Genomic DNA, 20,507 nt, shown 5'->3' on the forward strand with positions numbered 1-20,507 from the left:
TGCAACTTTACCTGTGAGGTTCTTCCTATGCTTGATGCACAAACCATCGCCACCGTTAAATCGACGCTGCCTGCTATTGCGGCCTGCGGCCCAAAACTTACCGCCCACTTTTATGACCGCATGTTGTCGCACCACCCCGAACTGAAAAACGTCTTCAACATGAATAACCAGCGCAACGGCGCTCAGCGGGAAGCGCTGTTTAATGCGATCTGCGCTTACGGGGCTAACCTGGAAAATCTGGCGGTGCTGCTGCCGGCAGTGGAAAAGATTGCGCAGAAGCATACCAGCCTGAATATTCAGCCCGCACAGTACGCTATCGTTGGCGAAAACTTACTGGCGACCATTAAAGAGCTGCTCGATCCGGGTGAAGAGGTATTGGCGGCCTGGGGACGCGCTTACGGTGTACTGGCAGAGGTGTTTATCCAGCGTGAGGAACAGATTTATCAGGCGTCGGAGCAGCAGCCGGGTGGCTGGCGCGGTACCCGAACCTTCCGCATCAGCGCGATTGAACAACAGAGCGCGGTAATCAAAAGTTTCACCTTTACCCCGGTCGATGGCGGCCCGGTTGCAGCGTTTGAGCCCGGTCAGTACCTGACGGTTCACCTGCAGCCAGCCAGCTTTGAACATCATCAGATTCGTCAATACTCCCTGACCAACCTGAGTAATGGCAAAGATTACCGCATTGCAGTGAAGCGTGACGCCCAGGGCACGGTCTCCGGCTGGCTTCATCAGTCTGGTAAAGTGGGCGATGAGTTGCAGCTGGCGGCACCGCACGGAGACTTCTTCCTGCAGACTGACGCTGAGACACCGGTGGCGCTGATCTCAGCCGGTGTCGGGCAGACGCCGATGCTGGCGATGCTGCATGCGCTGGCGGCTCGCCACTCGCGCGCCCCGGTAAGCTGGCTGCACGCCGCGGAAAATGGCGAGCAGCACGCCTTTGCTGACGAAGTGAAAGCGACCGGCGCACAGCTCAGCGATTTCGTTTCGCAGGTCTGGTATCGTCAGCCCGCCCCGCAGGATGCCGGCACGTATGATGCGCAGGGGCTGATGGATGTCACGGCCATGGCGGCACGCCTGCAGTTGCCGCAGACGCAGTTCTATCTGTGCGGCCCGCTGGGTTTTATGCAGCATGTGGTCGCGCAGCTGCGTGATGCCGGCGTAGAGGATGCACGCATCCATTACGAACTGTTCGGTCCGCATAAAGGCATGTGATGCCGCCATAAAAAAAGCCCGCATCGCAGCGGGCTTTTTAATCCGGCGAACTCAGATCGCCTCTTCATCCTCTTCGCCAGTACGGATGCGCACCACGCGCGCCACGTCAAAGACAAAGATTTTACCGTCACCAATTTTGCCGGTCTGCGCGGTGCGCATGATGGTTTCCACACAGGTATCGACGATGTCATCGCCGACCACCATTTCAATTTTTACTTTCGGCAGAAAGTCGACCATATACTCCGCGCCCCGATAGAGCTCGGTGTGGCCTTTCTGACGGCCAAACCCTTTCACTTCACTCACGGTCATGCCGGTGATGCCGACTTCAGCCAGGGCTTCACGTACATCATCGAGTTTGAATGGTTTGATAATCGCATCAATCTTTTTCATGTCTGACCCTTTTCTCACTCCCTCCGTGGTCGGAAGGGTTTATCAAGTATAAATGTTGCTGGCGCTGCCGGGCGCGAATATCCGCAATCCGCATCACTCTTTGCGATCTGCAGCAGCCTCAGTCGTGCGGCGCACGCTACTCTTTAAAATCGCTGGCGTCCAGTTCGTGACGAGACAGCAGCTTATAGAATTCAGTACGGTTGCGTCCAGCCAGACGCGCAGCATGAGTGACATTGCCTTTGGTCATTTGCAGCAGCTTACGCAGATAGTTCAGCTCAAACTGATTACGCGCCTCGGCAAACGTCGGCAGCGCGCTGTTTTCACCACTCAGTGCCTGCGCCACCAGCGCATCACTGATCACTGGCGAGGCGCTGAGTGCTACACACTGTTCAACCACATTGACCAGCTGGCGCACGTTACCCGGCCAGCTGGCCGCCATCAGACGTTTCATTGCATCAACCGAGAAACTGCGGATCTGCGGTTTATGCCGTTCCGCTGCCTGACGCAGCAGATGATTCGCCAGCAGCGGGATATCTTCCGTTCGCTGATGCAGCGCCGGAATTTTCAGGTTGACCACATTGAGGCGATAGAACAGGTCTTCGCGGAACTCTTTTTTCTCCATCGCCTTAGGCAGATCGCGATGGGTGGCAGAAATGATGCGCACGTCGATATCGATGTTATGATCGCTGCCGACCGGCCGGATTTTACGCTCCTGCAGCACCCGCAGCAGCTTAACCTGCAGCGCCTGCGGCATATCGCCGATTTCATCAAGAAACAGCGTGCCGCCGCCAGCCGCTTTGAACAGCCCATCGCGGGCGCTGACCGCGCCGGTAAACGCCCCTTTGGCGTGACCAAACAGCTCAGACTCCAGCAGTTGCTCGGGCAGCGCACCGCAGTTGATGGCGATGAACGGCTTGCCGTTACGGGGACTGGCGGCATGGATCGCCTGCGCCAGCATCTCTTTGCCGGTGCCGCTCTGCCCGTTAATCAGCACGCTGACGTCCGACTGCGCCACCATATGCGCCTGCTCCAGCAGCCGCAGCATCAGCGGGCTGCGGGTGACAATCGCTTCGCGCCAGCGGTCATCGCTGATCGGCGCCTGCTGCGCCAGCGCTTCATCAATCGCGTTGTAGAGCGCATCACGATCCACCGGCTTGGTCAGAAAGCTGAATACGCCCTGCTGGGTAGCAGAGACCGCATCCGGAATCGAACCGTGCGCGGTCAGGATAATCACCGGCAGCCCCATGTGGCGTTTCTGGATTTCGCCAAACAGCGCCAGTCCATCCATTTCATCCATCCGCAGATCGCTGATCACCAGGTCAATTTTTTCTTTCTGCAACAGGCGCAGCGCTTCCGGACCACTGGCGGCGGTGGTGACCTGGTAACCTTCGCTGCTGAGGCGCATTCCCAGCAGTTTCAGCAGGCTGGGATCGTCATCGACCAGCAGCAGCCGGGCGGCTTGTTTAACCATTATTGCTCCTCTTCCTGCGGCAGTGCGGTGCCGTGACTGCTGTCAGAGACATCCGGCGCTTTGCGGGATGATAGCTGGCGCTCAATGTCGGTCAGGCGCTCCAGCTTACGCTGCGTATCACTCAGCTGCTGTTGCTGCCTGACCATCTGCTGCCTGATAGCCTCCAGCTGGGCATCACTGCTTTGTTGCAGATGCGCGTAACGGCTGCGCGCTTCGCTGAGGTCAAGCTGCGCGGCCTGGTTGCTGCGCCACAGCTGAATAAGCGGACGCACCGGGGCAGGAAAGCCACTGCTGTAGCTGTCGAGCGTGGTGACATACTGACGTCGCTCCATCGGCGTCACGTTGCCGTTAGCCATTAACACGCCCTGCTTAAAGGCGCGTGACCAGCCCTCCGCCGGCCAGCGATGCGCTTCTGCCCGGGCTTCAGCCGGTGACAGGCGTTCCGCACAGTCAATGGCGCGCATCCAGTAGAGCGGATTATCGAGCGCCGCCGGACTCTCAATCTGCCACACATCACTGCAGCGGGTCGCCAGATAATCAGCGATTTTGACCTCCGGTTCCGCCACCGGATGATCAGATGGCCGCGATGACGTGGCCGGAGAAGCGGTACAGCCGCTGAGCAGCAGGGTAGTCAGCGTGCTCAGCAGCAAAGCGGGTAAATATTTCATCGGTCAGACATTCCCGGCTGTGGTGTTCAGTTCAATGCGAAAACAGACGGCGGAGTGATCGCTGGTGACCAGCGTCAGGTCACCCTGCATCCGGCGCAAACAATCTTTGGCAATACTCAGTCCCAGCCCGCTGCCCTTCACGGGACCTTTACGTTGCTGGCTGCCCTGGAAGAACGGCTCGAAAATCATCTTCTGCTCCTCCGGCGGAATCGGCGTGCCGCTGTTGGCAACCTCAATCCAGATGCGATCGCCCTGCTGCTGACTGCGCAGCCAGATGGTACCGGATTCGCTGCCGTAGTTCACGGCGTTCGAATAGAGGTTGTCGATCACCCGCATCAGCAACGTTGGCTCGGCCAGACAGTGCGTCGCCCTGAGATCCACCACTGTCTGCATCAGTTTGGTTCGGGCCGACAGCGCATGGGCGCTCACCACCCGCCCGATAATCTCATCCAGCCTGACCGTTTCCAGCCGGGTCGGGCCATCGGCCAGTTTACGGTTGTAATCCAGCAGTTGCTCAATCAATCGCTGCAGATGGCGGCTGCTGCTGTCGAGAATCGAAACCACCTCTTTCTGCTCGCTGTTCAGCGATCCCGCCACTTCATCCGCCAGCAGTTCAGTGCCTTCGCGCAGGCTGGCTAGCGGCGTTTTCAGTTCATGGGAGAGATGACGCAGAAACTCATGCCGCTGGGTTTCCAGCCAGGCCAGCCGCTCGCTTAGCCACAAGATACGCTGGCCGAGCGAACGCAGCTCACGCGGACCGCGAAGCACTACGCTGCTGCCCAGTTCCCGTCCTTCCCCCAGCCGGTTGATCATCCGCTCAATCCGCTTAACCGGTCCGATAATCATGCCGGTAAACAGCAGCATTAACGCCAGGCTGATGATAAACAGAATCAGCGCCTGCCAGCCAAAAAACTGGCCGCGTTCGGCAATCTCACGCTGGAGCTGTAAGCCGCGGGAAAACACCACTTCACGCGTAGCCTGCACCATCCGGGCATTGGTGGCAGAGAAACGATCCAGCGCTTCAGCGGCGCGCGGTACCGGGGTGCCATTATCGCATTGCAGCTGCGTCAGCAACGGCAGCGTAGCTTGTAATGTCTGGAAAGCGGGCAGTTCCGGCAGGCTGTCGCTGTGGGCGCTCAGCATCTGACTGTAGCGGGTACGTTGCGTCTGATAGAGCCGCGCCAGTGAGGCGTCATCCAGCACGCAATACTGGCGATAGCTGCGCTCCAGCTCAACCGCGGTGCGGGCCATCGCCTCGCTGCGGCGTACGTCGGTAAAGGTATTGCGGTTGGTATCGGCCGCCTGTTCGCTCAGGGCGGAGAGGCTCTCCCACGCCTGCCAGGCCAGTACCAGCAGCGGTAACAGCACCAGCACAAAGGCCATCAGCACCAGCTGGCGCAGAGAACGGGGAAATAAACGCCATCTTTTCACGCGGCCGCTTCCTTAGAAAATTGCTGACTGGATGCTAGCGGACTCTGATGCAGGAAGAAAGAGGCAGACAAGAAAACGGCAGGCGCACTGGCCTGCCGTAGCGGCGACGCCAGCGGCATCGCTCAGGAAAGGGTGGAGCCTTACTCAACGTGACGTCCGGCGTTTGATAACGTTGCAAAGCAAACGATTATCGATGAGGTGGACGGCAGGCTCCGTTTGGTGCGTCATTCGGTTTTTATGAGCTCTTTTCCGCCAGGCGGGGCAATCATAAACAGGTGAATGAGCAGCTGAAACAGTATAGCAAGTTTCATGCCAGTTAATAAATAGTGATATTTTTCAGAGAATTGCCAAAACCCTGCACCTACCTGCGACATTTATCAGCCGCTACAACAGGCAAAACTGTCGTCTGAAAGCAACACTCAGGCACTGCGAATCATTAATTGATAAAAATCAGCAGGATAAATGTCGCCTGATAGCGACACCCGAAAGCGACTTCTGTCGTCATTTGCCAACAACCGCCGGAAAATAAAACAGGAGGCACGGTGGCCTCCTGTTGTTATCAGTAATGCTATCAGCGAATATTTTAACCCAGCTGTTTGCGCGCGTTGCGGAAGATACGCATCCACGGGCTGTCTTCGCCCCACTCGGCCGGATGCCAGGAATGGCTGACGGTGCGGAACACCCGCTCCGGATGCGGCATCATAATGGTGACGCGACCGCTCTCATTGGTCACGGCGGTAATGCCGTTAGGAGAACCATTCGGGTTAGCCGGGTAGGTTTCTGTCACTTTGCCGAAGTTATCGATAAAGCGCAGCGCCACCAGGCCTTTCGACTCCAGCGCAGCCAGGTGTGCCGGGTCGCGGACTTCAACGAAGCCTTCACCGTGGGAAACCGCGATCGGCATATGCGATCCAACCATGCCCTCCAGCAACAGCGACGGGCTGGCGGCCACTTCGACCAGGCTGAAACGGGCTTCAAACCGCTCAGACTGATTACGCACAAAGCGTGGCCACAGGTCACTGCCAGGGATCAGTTCACGCAGATTGGACATCATCTGGCAACCGTTGCAGACACCCAGCGCCAGAGTCTGCGGACGGTGGAAGAAGGTCTCAAACTCATCACGAACGCGCGGGTTGAACAGAATCGATTTCGCCCAGCCCTCACCGGCACCCAGCACATCGCCGTAAGAGAAGCCGCCACAGGCCACCAGCGCCTGAAACTCTTCCAGACCGCGACGGCCCGCCAGCAGGTCACTCATATGCACATCAACCGCAGTAAAGCCGGCACGATCAAAAGCCGCCGCCATTTCAACATGAGAGTTAACGCCCTGCTCACGCAGCACCGCCACTCGTGGGCGCGCGCCGGTGGCGATCATCGGGGCGGCCACATCCTCCTGCGGGTTGAAAGTCAGCGTGACGTTCAGACCCGGATCGTTGTCGTTCTTCTTCGCTTCGTGTTCCTGATCGGCACAGGCCGGGTTGTCACGCAGGCGCTGCATCTGCCAGGTGGTTTCAGCCCACCAGGTGCGCAGCGTGGTCCGGCTTTCGCTGTAGACCGCGCTATCACCCGAACGAATCACAAAACGGTCGCCCGGCTGCGCGTGGCCCAGCAGATGACTGCACTCAGCCAGACCGTGATCGGCCAGCACCTGCTCAACCACCGCGTGATCGGCGGCGTTGATCTGAATCACCGCACCCAGCTCTTCGGTAAATAAAGCGGCCAGCGGGTCGTTGCCCAGCGCCGCGATATCCACCTCAACGCCACAGTGTCCGGCAAAAGCCATCTCAGCCAGCGTCACTAACAGGCCACCGTCGGAACGGTCGTGATAGGCCAGCAGTTTCTGCTCCGCCACCAGCGCCTGCATGGCGTTGAAGAAGCCCGCCAGCTGAGTCGCATCACGCACATCGGCAGGCTTGTCGCCCAGCTGACGATAAACCTGCGACAGCGCCGTGGCGCCCAGGGTATTGGCCCCGTTGCCGAGGTCGATCAGCAGCAGCAGGTTTTCCTGATCGGGCTGCAGCTGTGGCGTAACGGTACGGCGCACATCTTCAACCCGCGCAAACGCGGTGATCACCAGCGACAGCGGCGAGGTCATTTCACGCTGTTCATTGCCTTCCTGCCAGCGGGTCTTCATCGACATCGAATCTTTACCGACCGGAATGGTGATACCCAGCGCCGGACAAAGCTCTTCGCCAACCGCTTTGACCGCCGCATACAGACCGGCATCTTCACCCGGATGACCGGCAGCCGACATCCAGTTAGCTGACAGCTTGACGCGTTTCAGCGAGCCGATTGCAGTCGCCGCCAGGTTGGTCAGCGCTTCACCCACCGCCAGACGGCCGGAGGCAGCGAAATCGAGCAGCGCAACCGGCGCGCGCTCGCCCAGTGCAAAGGCTTCACCGTGATAGCTGTCGAGGCTGGCGGTGGTCACAGCGCAGTTGGCAATCGGGATCTGCCACGGACCGATCATCTGGTCGCGCGCGACCATGCCGGTCACGCTGCGGTCACCAATGGTGATCAGAAAGGTTTTCTCCGCCACGGCAGGCAGATGCAGCACGCGATTCACCGCATCCACCAGGGTAATGCCATCACGCTGCAGTTCACTGCCCTGCGCCTGCTGCGTCACCACGTCACGTGTCATCTTCGGCGTTTTGCCCAGCAGCACGTCGAGCGGCATGTCGATCGGTTTATTGTCGAAATGGCTGTCACTCAGGCTCAGGTGCAGCTCTTCGGTGGCTTCACCAATTACCGCAAACGGCGCGCGTTCACGCTGGCAAATCGCTTCGAACTCTGCCAGCTTCTCGGGTGCCACCGCCATCACATAACGTTCCTGTGATTCGTTACACCACACTTCCAGCGGACTCATGCCTGGCTCATCGTTCAGGATATCGCGCAGGTTAAACTGCCCGCCACGGCCGCCATCGCTGACCAGCTCAGGCATCGCATTCGACAGACCGCCAGCGCCCACGTCGTGGATAAACAGAATCGGGTTGTCATCGCCCAGCTGCCAGCAGCGATCGATCACTTCCTGACAGCGGCGCTCCATCTCCGGGTTGTCACGCTGTACCGACGCGAAGTCAAGATCGGCGTCTGACTGGCCGGAAGCCATTGAGGATGCCGCACCGCCGCCGAGGCCGATGTTCATTGCCGGACCGCCCAGCACCACCAGCTTCGCGCCCACGGTGATTTCACCTTTCTGCACGTGGTCAGCACGGATATTGCCAATGCCGCCTGCCAGCATGATCGGCTTGTGGTAGCCACGCAGCTCGGTGCCATTGTGGCTGGTGACCTGCTCTTCATAGGTACGGAAGTAGCCGTTCAGCGCCGGACGGCCAAATTCGTTGTTAAACGCCGCGCCACCCAGTGGCCCGTCGGTCATGATTTCCAGCGCGCTGACGATGCGGTCCGGCTTGCCGAAATCCTCTTCCCACGGCTGTTCAAAGCCAGGAATACGCAGGTTCGATACCGAGAAGCCAACCAGCCCCGCTTTTGGCTTGGCACCGCGACCGGTTGCGCCTTCATCACGGATTTCACCGCCGGAACCGGTGGCCGCGCCTGGCCACGGTGAGATCGCCGTCGGGTGGTTGTGCGTCTCAACTTTCATCAGAATATGCGCCGCTTCCTGATGCCAGCGGTATTCACTTTCTGCGGCGTCGGCGAAGAACCGGCCCACTTCGGACCCTTCCATCACCGCGGCGTTATCTTTGTAAGCTGACAGCACGTAATCTGGCGTCTGCTCCATGGTATTTTTGATCATCTTAAACAGCGACTTCGGCTGTTGCTCACCATCAATAATCCAGTCGGCGTTGAAGATTTTATGACGACAGTGCTCCGAGTTGGCCTGCGCAAACATATAGAGTTCGATATCGTTCGGATTGCGGCCCAGACGGGTGAACGCCGCCAGCAGGTAGTCAATTTCATCGTCGGCCAGCGCCAGACCCAGCGTAAGATTGGCCTGAACCAGCGCCTGACGACCCTCGCCCAGCACATCGATACTTTTCACCGGCTGCGGTGAATGATGAGCAAACAGCTGCTCAGCCTGCGTCAGGTCGCTGTAAACCGTCTCCATCATGCGGTCATGCAGCAGTGCGCCAAGCGACTGCCACTGCGCTTCGGTTAACTGCGGTGCCTGCACATAAAACGCCAGACCGCGCTCCAGGCGACGCACCTGCGGCAGATCGCAGTTGTGGGCAATGTCAGTGGCCTTCGATGACCAGGGTGAAATAGTGCCGGGACGCGGTGTCACCAGCAGCAGACGCCCTTGTGGCGCATGTTCAGCGAGAGAAGGACCATATTTCAGCAGACGCTGTAAACGGGTCTGTTGGTCGGCGCTCAGTGGCGCGCTGACATCGGCAAAATGGACGTACTCAGCGTAAATATCACTCACCGGCAGGTGAGCGTCCTGAAAGCGGGTCAGCAGTTTGTTTACACGAAATGCCGACAGGGCGGGCGAACCACGCAGAATTTCCATCATAAGATCTCTCGTCTTCGAAACGCCGGGCGACGCTTCATTGGGCGCAACAGGGGAAAACGGGGCGTATTATAGAGAAAGCGACCTCGCGACGAAACCGTTTGCGCAAAATTTATGGCCCACCGGATTTGCCTGAAATTTGCGCAAAACCTGCTATATGAGTTGCTCAGCTTCGCTTTGTTGCGCAAAATGCCCCTCGCTCTGGGAGTTCAAAGAAGACAAATACTGCCTTTAAAAGACAGAGGCCTTAGAGCCAGAGAGAGATAACTATTTGAAACGCCTAAAATTTAATTATCTGTTTATCGGTCTGGTCGCCGTGCTGTTAGCCATGGCACTGTGGCCCTCCATCCCGTGGTATGGCGGTGGGCAGGACACGATTTCACAGATTAAATCACGGGGAGTGTTGCGTGTCAGCACCATCAATTCCCCGCTGACTTACTACACCGTAAATCAATCTCCGGCCGGTATGGACTACGAGCTGGCAAAACGCTTCGCCGATTATCTGGGCGTGAAACTGAAGGTAACGGTTCGCCCGAACCTGAGTGACCTGTTTGACGACCTTGATGAAGGTAAAGCGGATGTGCTGGCGGCTGGCCTGAATTACAACAGCGAACGTCTGGCACGGTATCGCACCGGGCCCGGCTACTACAACGTTTCGCAACAGCTGGTGTATCGCGTGAATAAGCCACGCCCGAAAAACCTCGGCGACCTCAAGGGGCGGCTGACGGTCGCCTCAGGATCGGCCTATCTCTCGACTCTGAAAAGCGCTCGCTCTAATCAGTTCCCCGATCTGGACTGGGCGATCGCCACTGACCAGAGTCCGAAAGCGCTGCTGGAAGCGGTGGCGGATGGCAAACTCGATTACACCATTGGCGACTCGGTGACCATTGCCCTGCTGCAGCGCATCTATCCTCAGCTGGCGGTGGCGTTTGACGTCACCGATGAGGAGCCGGTCACCTGGTACGTTAAGCATAGCGACGATGACAGTCTCAATGCGGCAATGCTCGACTTCTTTAACGGCATGGGCGAAGAAGGCGCGATGGCGCGGCTGGAGGAGAAGTATCTCGGTCACGTTGGCACCTTTGATTATGTGGATACCCGCACCTTCCTGCGCGCCATCGACAACACGCTGCCCGACATTAAACCGCTGTTCGAGAAGTACGCCACCAGCATCGACTGGCGTCTGCTGGCCGCTATCTCTTATCAGGAGTCGCACTGGAACCCGCAGGCCACCTCGCCGACCGGCGTGCGCGGCATGATGATGCTCACCCGTAATACCGCTGAAAGCCTGGATGTGGGTGACCGCACCGATCCGGAACAGAGTATTCGCGGCGGCAGCCAGTATCTGCAAAACATGATGGAGAAGGTGCCGCAAACCATCCCGGAAGATGAGCGTATCTGGTTTGCGCTGGCCGCCTATAACATGGGCTATGCCCACATGCTGGACGTGCGGAAACTCACGGCCCGCCAGGGCGGCAATCCGGATAGCTGGGCTGACGTCAAGCTGCGGCTACCGATGCTGAGCCAGAAGCGTTACTACGCGCAGACTACCTACGGCTACGCGCGCGGGCACGAAGCCTATAACTACGTTGAGAACATCCGCAAGTATCAAATCAGTCTGGTGGGGTATCTGCAGGAGCAGGAGAAGCGCCTGGCACAGCAGATGGCGGCACAAGCGGAACTGGCAAAAGGCTATCCGGCGGTCGAACCGAAAATCGCCATGAATTAACCCTGGCGCTGCGCCTGACGCAGCGCTTTTTTCTGCTCGCGCCGCATCTGGAAGAAATCACTCAGCATCGCGGCACACTCGTCTGCCAATACGCCACTGTGTAATTCAACCTGATGATTCATGCCGGGATGACCCAGCACATCGAGCAGCGATCCCGCCGCCCCGGTTTTGACATCATGCGCGCCATACACCAGCCGGGTAATACGGCTGTGAACCATCGCACCGGCACACATGACGCACGGCTCCAGCGTCACGTAGAGTGTGGTATTCAGCAGACGATAATTTTCCAGCACCTTGCCGCCCTGACGCAGCGCCATCATCTCCGCATGGGCGGTAGGATCGTGCTGACCAATCGGGCGATTCCAGCCTTCGCCAATCACCCGATCCGCCTGCACCAGCACCGCCCCGACCGGCACCTCGCCCTGCTCCCAGGCCAGGCGTGCCAGACCGAGCGCGTGGCGCATCCAGTATTCATCGTGTTGTTGATTCATGCAGGCCACTCCCGGCGACAGAAAAGCGGCGCATTATAGCGGTCTCCCGCGCTGTGTTAAAACTTATTCCAGCTGTTGCAGCTCGCCTGCCGGCGTCACCCGCCAGCGATGCTGGCAGAAAAACAGCAGCGGGTTGTCCTGCTTGCTGTCGCTGTAGCCACTGTGGAGCTGTAGCGGCGTGCCGATTTGCTCCTCCAGCTGCGCCACTTTCTCATGCCCGAGGCAGCGCATCGCCAGCACCCGGCCACCCCAGCCGCGCTCCATCTGGCTGGCGATCAGTTTCACCCGGGGCAGAAACGCAGAGTCGTAATAGACCTGCTCCACCAGCGACTGCGGCGAACCGGTAATCAGCCAGACATCGGCATCATCACTGCCAAGATAGTCAGTCAGACGCTGCTGCACCACCGGAAAAGCCCTGACCCGCAGACGAAACCATTGGGCAAATTCCGCTTCAAGACGCAGCAGCGTGCGCTCTGAATGACCAAAAGTGATTGACCAGAGCAGCAGGCTCATCGGCCAGCGTGCCGCCCGGCCTTTGAACAGCAATCCCAGACCGACGACCGGCAGCAGCGGCCCCACCAGCAACAGATTAAGCGGCCGGCGTCGCAGCAGATAACGCATGAAAGTGCCAAACATATCCTGCTGGTGCAGCGTGCCGTCCAGGTCAAAAAATACGATGCGACGTTGTGTACCCTTGGTCAAACAACTCTCCTATACGCCGATTTTGCGCCAATAGAGACTATTGTAGCCATCATCAGGCGGCACGGCGATGGCTGTCATTTTTAATTCCGATGACTACAATGCCAGATGAATAGTTTATTCTTCGGAAATTACTCCTGAATCATGAGGATTGGGCATGAGTTCATTGCTGCGCATTCGCCAGCTTTATCCCCGTCTGGCGTTGAACGAACGCCGGCTGGCTGATTTTTTGCTGTCACAACCCGATCGGGCACGTCATCTGAGTTCGCAAAAACTGGCGGAAGAGTCAGGCGTCAGTCAGTCAAGCGTGGTGAAATTTGCCCAGAAGCTGGGCTACAAAGGTTTTCCAGCGCTGAAACTGGCCCTGAGCGAGTCACTGGCCGACAAGGATGCGATTACCGTGCACAACCATATTCTCAGCGATGACCCACTCAAGATGGTGGGAGAAAAATTGCTGACCGAAAAGCTGTCGGCCATTCGCGCCACGCTGGATATCAACAGCGAAGAGAAGCTCAACGACGTTTTGCAGTTGCTGAAAAATGCCCGGCGAATTTTGCTGGTGGGAATTGGTGCCTCCGGACTGGTGGCGAAAGATTTTTCATGGAAGCTGATGAAAATCGGGATTAACGCAGTGGCCGAGCAGGATATGCATGCCCTGCTGGCCAGCGTACAGGCGATGGGGCCCGGCGACGTGCTGCTGGCCATCTCTTATACCGGTGAGCGACGTGAGATCAATCTGGCGGCGCAGGAAGCGGCCCAGGTCGGCGCAGCCGTGCTGGCCTTTACCGGCTTTACACCGAATACCCTGCAACAGAGCGCCAGCCACTGTCTCTACACCGTGGCGGAAGAGCAGAGTACCCGCAGCGCGGCGATCTCCTCGACCACCGCGCAGCTGGCGCTGACCGATCTGCTGTTTATGGCGCTGGTGCAGAACGATCCGGAACGCGCCTCCAGCCATATCCGGCACAGCGAAGCGCTGGTGAAAAAGCTGGTCTGATCAGCGTCAGGGCGTATAATAGCCGCGCTTTTTCTGTTGGTATCAGGTGGGGAAGATGGCGCTGTTGATCACGGCCAAATGCATTAACTGCGATATGTGCGAACCGGAATGCCCGAACCAGGCCATTTCGCTGGGTGATGCGATTTATGAAATTGATGTCAGCCGCTGCACCGAGTGCATCGGTCATTATGATGAGCCAACCTGCCAGCGGGTCTGCCCTATCGATAACACGATCATCGTTGACCCACAGCACACCGAATCACGCGATGCGCTGTGGGATAAGTTTGTGCTGCTGCACGGCTAGCTTTCGATGATCACCGTGGCGCAGGCGTAATGACGTTCGTCAGCCAGCGTGACGTGAACATTTGCCACGCCCAGCCGCTGTGCTACTTCTGCGGCGTGCTGGAAAAAACGTAATCCCGGTTTCCCCAGCGCATCGTTGTAGACCTCAAACTGATTGAACGCCAGACCGCCGCGAATGCCGGTGCCAAACGCCTTGGCTGCCGCCTCTTTGACCGCAAAACGCTTGGCAAGAAAGCGCACCGGCTGCTGGTGCGCCTGATATTGCTGCCACTCCGCTTCGCTCAGTACCCGACGCGCCAGCCGATCGCCGGATCGCTCAATCACCCCGGCGATACGCTCGATCTCAACGATGTCGGTACCCAGTCCGAGAATCGCCATCAGCGACGCGCTTCACGCAGCAGCTGCTTCATCTCCCGGACTGCATCAGGCAATCCGCTCATCACCGCACGGCCAATGATCGCATGACCGATGTTCAGCTCATGCATTTCCGGCAGTGCCGCAATCGGCAGCACGTTGTGATAGGTCAGACCGTGACCGGCGTTGACCTTCAGACCGAGGCTGGCAGCAAAGGTGGCTGCCTGACGGATGCGCGCCAGTTCTGCGTCGCGCGCCAGACCTTCCGCTGCCTCGGCATAAGCACCGGTATGAATTTCGATATAGGGGGCACCGCTGGTCACTGCCGCCTCGATCTGGCGGTGATCGGCATCAATGAACAGCGACACCAGGATACCAGCTTCGCTCAGCAGCTTGACCGCTGCATTCAGCTTATCCTGTTGCCCGGCCACATCCAGTCCGCCCTCTGTGGTCACTTCCTGTCGCTTTTCCGGTACCAGGCAGCAGAAGTGCGGCTTGATTTCACAGGCGATGCCAATCATCTCATCGGTCACCGCCATCTCCAGATTCATTCGCGTCTGGATGGTATCGCGCAGGATACGCACGTCGCGATCGGTGATATGACGGCGATCCTCGCGCAGATGCACGGTAATGCCATCAGCCCCCGCCTGCTCAGCGATAAACGCCGCCTGCACCGGATCGGGATAGTTAGTACCACGCGCGTTACGTACCGTGGCAATGTGATCGATATTGACGCCTAACAGCAACTCAGCCATGACCATCCTCACTTCTTGTTCATCGTAATGTTGAGTGTACCGCGTTGCACCCGGCAAGCGGTACGACCTGCGCTATTCCGCTGCTTCATCAGGCTCTTCACCCGCGACATCCGGTTTTTTCATCGGGGTAAACTGGCGAAACAGCTCCTGACTCTTGAGCGGCTTTCCACCGAGGTAGGGTTTCAGGGCCATGCGGGTAAACCGCTTCGCGGCGCGCAGGCTTTCCGCATCGGGAAATTCGCGCTCACACAGCGCCCGTAGCTGGCGGCCGGTGAAACTGCGCTGATTCAGCACCAGGCTGGCGATAAAGCCGCGCTCTTCGCGGTAACTGTAAGTCATATCATCGCTGACCGGCTCGCCGCTGCCGGCACAGTGCAGGAAATCGACGCCGTAGCCGAGATGACCGAGCAGCGCCAGCTCAAAGCGGCGCAGTGCCGGTTCCGGTGTGCCGTGAGATGAGGCTAAGCTCTGTAAGCAGTTGAGATAGTCGAAGAACAGATCAGAGAAGGGGAATTCCTGCTGCAGTACGCGGGACAACAGTTCGTTGACGTAGAGGCCGCAATAGAGCGTGATGCCGCTGAGCGGTAACGCCAGCGACACCGCTTCGGCGTTGCGCAGGGTTTTGACCTCGCCGCGCCCGCTCCAGCGCACCAGCAGCGGCGTGAAAGGCTGTAGCGCCCCTTTCAGCTGAGAGCGACGTGACCGCGCCCCTTTCGCCAGTACCCGTACCCGCCCTTCGCTTTCGCTGAACAGGTCGAGCAGCAGGCTGGTCTCACTGAAGGGACGACTATGCAGCACAAAGGCGCGTTGCCAGCCTTCCATCGAATCAGAGATCGTCTGTGTAACCCAGGCTGCGCAGCGCACGTTCGTCGTCCGCCCAGCCCGATTTCACCTTAACCCAGAGTTCGAGATGCACTTTCGCTTCGAACATCTCTTCCATGTCCCTGCGCGCTTCTGTTCCGATGACTTTGATTTTGGCGCCTTTGTTGCCAATCACCATCTTCTTCTGGCCTTCGCGTTCCACCAGGATCAGGCCATTGATGTCGTAGCCGCCACGTTCGTTGGTGACGAAGCGCTCGATTTCTACCGTGACCGAGTAAGGCAGCTCAGCGCCGAGGAAACGCATCAGCTTCTCACGGATGATCTCCGACGCCATAAAGCGCTGTGATCGGTCGGTGATGTAATCTTCCGGGAAATGGTGATCGGCCTGACGCAGATGTTTACGGGTGATCGCCGCGATAGTATCGACGTTTTTCCCGCTTTCCGCTGAGATCGGCACGATATCGAGGAAGTTCATCTGCTGGCTCAGGAACTGCAGGTGCGGCAGCAGAATACTCTTGTCCTGGATGTTGTCGACTTTGTTGATCGCCAGCACCACCGGCACTTTGCCGTCGCGCAGTTTACCTAACACCATCTCATCATCTGGCGTCCAGCGGGTACCTTCCACCACGAAGATCACCAGTTCCACGTCGCCAATCGAGCTGCTGGCGGCACGGTTCATCAGACGGTTAATCGCACGCTTCTCTTCCATGTGCAGACCGGGCGTATCGACGTAGATCGCCTGATACTGGCCTTCGGTATGGATGCCCATGATGCGGTGGCGCGTGGTTTGCGGCTTACGCGAGGTGATCGACACCTTCTGCCCCAGCAACTGGTTCAGTAAGGTGGATTTGCCGACGTTAGGTCGGCCGACAATCGCGACAAAGCCGCAATAAGTTACGTTTTCGCTCATTCGAGTCCTGAGTTATTCAGCGCCTGTTCAGGCGCCGGGATAGTGCATATTCGGGTCATGATTGATTCAGCGCCGTGTCAGACGCCAGGGCCGTAAGGCAGTCAGGTCATGATTCATCAGGCACCGCTGCCGGTGCCGGGGTCAGGGATTATTCAAGACCCAGTTTAATCAGCGCCTGTTCCGCGGCTGCCTGCTCTGCTTTACGGCGGCTGGAGCCTACGCCCACCACCGGCTCGGCCATGCCACTCACCTGACAGTGAATGGTGAATTCCTGATCGTGGGCTTCGCCACGCACCTGCACCACCAGATAGCTCGGCAGCGGCAGATGACGCCCCTGCAGATACTCCTGCAGACGCGTTTTCGGATCTTTTTGCTTGTCGCCAGGACTGATTTCGTCGAGGCGGCTCTGATACCAGTCGAGGATCAATTTTTCTACCGTCTGGATACTGCTATCGAGGAAGATACCGCCAATCAGCGCTTCCACCGTATCCGCCAGGATCGATTCGCGACGGAATCCGCCGCTTTTCAGCTCCCCAGGGCCTAAACGCAGGCACTCGCCGAGATCAAATTCGCGTGCCATCTCAGCCAGCGTATTACCCCGCACCAGCGTGGCGCGCATGCGGCTCATGTCACCTTCATCGACCCGCGGGAAGCGGTGATAAAGCGCATTCGCAATCACATAGCTGAGAATAGAATCACCGAGAAATTCAAGACGCTCGTTGTGCTTACTGCTGGCGCTGCGGTGAGTCAGGGCCTGCTGTAACAGTTCCGAATGAGTAAAAGTGTAGCCCAGTTTGCGCTGAAGCTTGTTAATCAGGATGGGGTTCATGCGATTCCAGTTCTTTGTTGCGTCTGTGACTCTGCATACCAAACAGGGCTGAGGATCCAACACTTTCCGTTTGGTGTGCAGTGGCCTCCCGCAGGAGGCCACCCGATTTGCCTGTTCGTCAGGCAATACTTTTAGTGGATGCCGCCGATACGACTGAATCGTACGCCGGTAGGCCACTGTCCTTCTTGTTTCTCAAAGCTCATCCAGATAGCGACCGCTTTACCGACCAGATTACGCTCCGGGACAAAGCCCCAGTAGCGGCTGTCGGCGCTGTTATCACGGTTATCGCCCATCATGAAATATTGCCCTTTCGGCACCACCCAGCTCGCCTGTGACTGACCCGGCTGCTGATAATACATGCCCGCCTGACTCTGCGCTTCGTTCACCAGCAGGATATCGTGGGTCACGTTACCAATCGTCTCTTTACGGGTGCCGAGGCGTAAGCCGCCACGCATCGTATCGCCCTGTGGAACCTGATAAAAACCGTTGCCGGTTTCATTGCCATCGAAGCCGCTGAAGGTCTGAATAAAATTGCTCGGCTGAACGTCGGTGTAGGTCACTGCTAACGCGGTGTCACAAGCTTTACCGTCGGTACAGGCTGGCTTCACCGTCAGGGTTTTGCTGTAAGGATCATAGATCACTTTATCGCCAGGTAAACCGATAACGCGTTTAATGTAGTCCAGGCTCGGATCTTTCGGGTATTTAAACACCGCGATATCACCGCGCTTCGGCTGACCGGTTGGGATCAGCGTGGTCTGGGTGATCGGATCTTTAATTCCGTAGGCGAACTTCTCCACCAGAATAAAATCGCCAATCAGCAGCGTCGGCATCATCGATCCTGAGGGGATCTGGAACGGTTCGTAAATAAACGACCGCACGATAAATACCACCGCCAGCACCGGGAACACCGACGCCGTGGTTTCCACCCAGCCTGGCTGCGACGACACTTTCGCCAGCGTTTTGCTGTCGAGCGTATTGCCGGTTTGTGCCTGAGCCGCTGCCTGTTTCGCCCGACGTTGCGGTGCCCATTTAAAACGATCAATAACCCAGACGATGCCAGTAATCAGCGTCGCTATCGCCAGTATCAGGGCGAACATATTAGCCATTGGAAATCCTTATTTGCTGTCCTTACCGACATGCAGAATCGCGAGGAAGGCTTCCTGCGGCAGCTCAACGTTACCGACCTGCTTCATTCGCTTCTTACCGTCTTTCTGCTTCTGCAACAGTTTCTTCTTACGACTGACGTCACCGCCATAACATTTGGCGAGCACGTTTTTACGCAGCTGTTTAACCGTTGAACGCGCGATAATGTGATTGCCGATTGCCGCCTGAATTGCAATATCGAACTGCTGACGCGGAATGAGCTCTTTCATCTTCTCAACCAGATCACGTCCCCGATACGGTGCGTTTTCACGGTGGGTAATCAGCGCCAGCGCATCGACACGTTCCGAGTTGATCAGAACATCGACGCGCACCATGTCAGAGGTCTGGAAACGTTTAAAGTTATAATCCAGCGAAGCATAGCCGCGTGACGTCGATTTCAGACGGTCAAAGAAGTCGAGTACTACTTCCGCCATCGGGATTTCGTAGGTCAGCGCGACCTGATTGCCGTGGTAAACCATGTTGGTCTGAACGCCACGTTTCTCGATGCATAGCGTAATCACGTTGCCCAGATACTCCTGCGGCAACAGCATGTGACACTCTGCGATCGGCTCGCGCAGCTCTTCGATGTTATTCAGCGCTGGCAGCTTAGACGGGCTGTCAACGTAGACCACATCACCGCTGGTGGTGACCACTTCATACACTACGGTTGGCGCAGTGGTGATGAGATCGAGATCGTATTCGCGCTCCAGACGTTCCTGGATGATCTCCATGTGCAGCAGACCAAGGAAGCCACAACGGAAACCAAAGCCCAGCGCCGTCGAGCTCTCTGGCTCGTAGAACAGCGAGGCATCGTTCAGGCTCAGTTTGCCGAGCGCATCACGGAACGCTTCATAGTCGTCAGAGCTGATTGGGAACAGACCGGCATAGACCTGCGGCTTCACTTTTTTGAAGCCTGGCAGCGCTTTGTCTGCCGGGTTGCGTGCGGTGGTCAGGGTATCCCCGACCGGCGCGCCGAGAATGTCTTTAATCGCGCAGACCAGCCAGCCGACTTCACCGCAGTTAAGTTCGTTACGATCGACCCGCTTCGGGGTGAAGATGCCGAGACGGTCAGCGTTATAGACCTGGCCGGTGCTCAGCACTTTAATTTTATCGCCCTTGCGCATGGTGCCGTTTTTGACGCGCACCAGCGAAACCACACCGAGGTAGTTATCAAACCAGGAGTCGATAATCAGCGCCTGCAGCGGAGCCTCCGGATCGCCTTGTGGCGGCGGGATATCCCGCACTAAACGCTCCAGCACTTCGGGTACGCCCACGCCGGTCTTCGCCGAGCAGCGCACCGCGTCGGTAGCATCAATGCCGACGATATCTTCAATTTCCTGCGCTGCACGATCGGGATCGGCCGCTGGCAGGTCAATTTTGTTCAGAACCGGCACTACTTCCAGATCCATCTCAATCGCGGTGTAGCAGTTCGCCAGGGTCTGCGCTTCTACGCCCTGCCCGGCATCCACCACCAGCAATGCACCTTCGCAGGCCGCCAGGGAGCGGGAAACTTCATAGGAGAAGTCAACGTGACCCGGCGTATCGATGAAATTGAGCTGGTAAGTTTCGCCGTCTTTCGCATGGTAATCGAGCGTCACGCTCTGTGCTTTGATGGTAATGCCGCGTTCGCGCTCCAGATCCATAGAGTCAAGAACCTGGGCAGCCATCTCACGGGCGGTGAGGCCACCGCAAATCTGAATCAGGCGGTCAGAGAGCGTAGATTTACCATGGTCGATGTGGGCGATGATGGAGAAATTTCTTATGTGCTTCATTTATATGAATATCTTCGCATAGAGAATCAGTTGAAAACCTGAGCACAGACACATTCAGGA

At 57.7% G+C, this 20,507-nt stretch carries 18 protein-coding genes; 4 read left to right on the forward strand and 14 right to left on the reverse strand.

The genetic code is table 11. The features are described 5' to 3' along the window. Positions 1-27: 27 nt before the first annotated feature. Positions 28-1,212, forward strand: a complete 1,185-nt coding sequence (hmpA, locus tag HA41_RS04465) for an NO-inducible flavohemoprotein (RefSeq protein ID WP_094119809.1) — start codon at positions 28-30, stop codon at positions 1,210-1,212. A 51-nt stretch (positions 1,213-1,263) separates the two neighbouring features. On the opposite strand, the gene glnB is transcribed toward hmpA, so the two are convergent. From glnB to purL, 5 genes are all read right to left on the reverse strand, one after another. After that, positions 1,264-1,602 (reverse strand): nitrogen regulatory protein P-II, encoded by a 339-nt coding sequence (gene glnB / locus HA41_RS04470; protein ID WP_003848647.1) that lies wholly within the window; start codon positions 1,600-1,602, stop codon positions 1,264-1,266. 136 nt (positions 1,603-1,738) lie between these two features. Next, positions 1,739-3,073, reverse strand: coding sequence for a two-component system response regulator GlrR (gene glrR / locus HA41_RS04475; protein ID WP_094119757.1), 1,335 nt, complete (start codon positions 3,071-3,073; stop codon positions 1,739-1,741). Beyond that, complete coding sequence (gene qseG / locus HA41_RS04480) at positions 3,073-3,741, reverse strand: two-component system QseEF-associated lipoprotein QseG (RefSeq protein WP_094119758.1); 669 nt, start codon at positions 3,739-3,741, stop codon at positions 3,073-3,075. The genes glrR and qseG overlap by 1 nt, the downstream gene beginning before the upstream one ends. 3 nt (positions 3,742-3,744) lie before the next feature. Beyond that, on the reverse strand, positions 3,745-5,124 hold the full coding sequence (locus tag HA41_RS04485) for a sensor histidine kinase (RefSeq protein ID WP_279627057.1): 1,380 nt from the start codon (positions 5,122-5,124) through the stop codon (positions 3,745-3,747). A 631-nt stretch (positions 5,125-5,755) separates the two neighbouring features. Then, a complete protein-coding gene (gene purL, locus HA41_RS04490; RefSeq protein ID WP_094119760.1) occupies positions 5,756-9,646 on the reverse strand; it encodes a phosphoribosylformylglycinamidine synthase in 3,891 nt (1,296 codons plus the stop codon). Between the two features lie 268 nt (positions 9,647-9,914). Between purL and mltF the strand changes: the two genes are divergently transcribed. Then, a complete protein-coding gene (mltF, locus tag HA41_RS04495; protein ID WP_094119761.1) occupies positions 9,915-11,372 on the forward strand; it encodes a membrane-bound lytic murein transglycosylase MltF in 1,458 nt (485 codons plus the stop codon). On the opposite strand, the gene tadA is transcribed toward mltF, so the two are convergent. Both tadA and yfhb read right to left on the reverse strand, forming a co-directional pair. After that, positions 11,369-11,863 carry a tRNA adenosine(34) deaminase TadA gene (gene tadA, locus HA41_RS04500; RefSeq protein ID WP_094119762.1) on the reverse strand — a complete coding sequence of 165 codons (495 nt, stop codon included), beginning with the start codon at positions 11,861-11,863 and terminating at the stop codon, positions 11,369-11,371. The two genes, mltF and tadA, sit on opposite strands and share 4 nt — an antisense overlap. Positions 11,864-11,926: 63 nt before the next feature. Continuing rightward, complete coding sequence (gene yfhb / locus HA41_RS04505; protein ID WP_094119763.1) at positions 11,927-12,565, reverse strand: phosphatidylglycerophosphatase C; 639 nt, start codon at positions 12,563-12,565, stop codon at positions 11,927-11,929. Positions 12,566-12,719: 154 nt separating this feature from the next. On the opposite strand from yfhb, the gene HA41_RS04510 reads away from it, so the two are divergent. Beyond that, a complete protein-coding gene (locus HA41_RS04510; protein ID WP_094119764.1) occupies positions 12,720-13,559 on the forward strand; it encodes a MurR/RpiR family transcriptional regulator in 840 nt (279 codons plus the stop codon). 55 nt (positions 13,560-13,614) lie between these two features. Further along, positions 13,615-13,863, forward strand: a complete 249-nt coding sequence (locus tag HA41_RS04515; protein ID WP_094119765.1) for a YfhL family 4Fe-4S dicluster ferredoxin — start codon at positions 13,615-13,617, stop codon at positions 13,861-13,863. Here the strand turns inward: HA41_RS04515 and acpS are convergent. The 7 genes from acpS to lepA all read right to left on the reverse strand — a co-directional run bounded on the left by acpS (position 13,860) and on the right by lepA (position 20,447). After that, a complete protein-coding gene (acpS, locus tag HA41_RS04520) occupies positions 13,860-14,240 on the reverse strand; it encodes a holo-ACP synthase (RefSeq protein ID WP_094119766.1) in 381 nt (126 codons plus the stop codon). The two genes, HA41_RS04515 and acpS, sit on opposite strands and share 4 nt — an antisense overlap. After that, positions 14,240-14,971, reverse strand: a complete 732-nt coding sequence (gene pdxJ / locus HA41_RS04525; RefSeq protein WP_094119810.1) for a pyridoxine 5'-phosphate synthase — start codon at positions 14,969-14,971, stop codon at positions 14,240-14,242. Before pdxJ ends, acpS begins: the two co-directional genes overlap by 1 nt. Before the next feature lie 72 nt (positions 14,972-15,043). Then, positions 15,044-15,793, reverse strand: a complete 750-nt coding sequence (recO, locus tag HA41_RS04530) for a DNA repair protein RecO (protein WP_094119767.1) — start codon at positions 15,791-15,793, stop codon at positions 15,044-15,046. Between the two features lie 4 nt (positions 15,794-15,797). Continuing rightward, positions 15,798-16,703: a GTPase Era gene (gene era, locus HA41_RS04535; protein ID WP_094119768.1), complete on the reverse strand. Its 906-nt coding sequence runs from the start codon at positions 16,701-16,703 to the stop codon at positions 15,798-15,800. A 148-nt stretch (positions 16,704-16,851) separates the two neighbouring features. Beyond that, positions 16,852-17,532 carry a ribonuclease III gene (rnc, locus tag HA41_RS04540; RefSeq protein ID WP_069728695.1) on the reverse strand — a complete coding sequence of 227 codons (681 nt, stop codon included), beginning with the start codon at positions 17,530-17,532 and terminating at the stop codon, positions 16,852-16,854. Positions 17,533-17,663: 131 nt separating this feature from the next. Next, positions 17,664-18,638 carry a signal peptidase I gene (lepB, locus tag HA41_RS04545; protein ID WP_094119769.1) on the reverse strand — a complete coding sequence of 325 codons (975 nt, stop codon included), beginning with the start codon at positions 18,636-18,638 and terminating at the stop codon, positions 17,664-17,666. A 9-nt stretch (positions 18,639-18,647) separates the two neighbouring features. Next, a complete protein-coding gene (gene lepA, locus HA41_RS04550; RefSeq protein ID WP_094119770.1) occupies positions 18,648-20,447 on the reverse strand; it encodes a translation elongation factor 4 in 1,800 nt (599 codons plus the stop codon). Positions 20,448-20,507: the final 60 nt, after the last annotated feature.

It is taken from the genome of Pantoea conspicua, from assembly GCF_002095315.1.
Taxonomy (GTDB): Bacteria; Pseudomonadota; Gammaproteobacteria; order Enterobacterales; family Enterobacteriaceae; genus Pantoea; species Pantoea conspicua.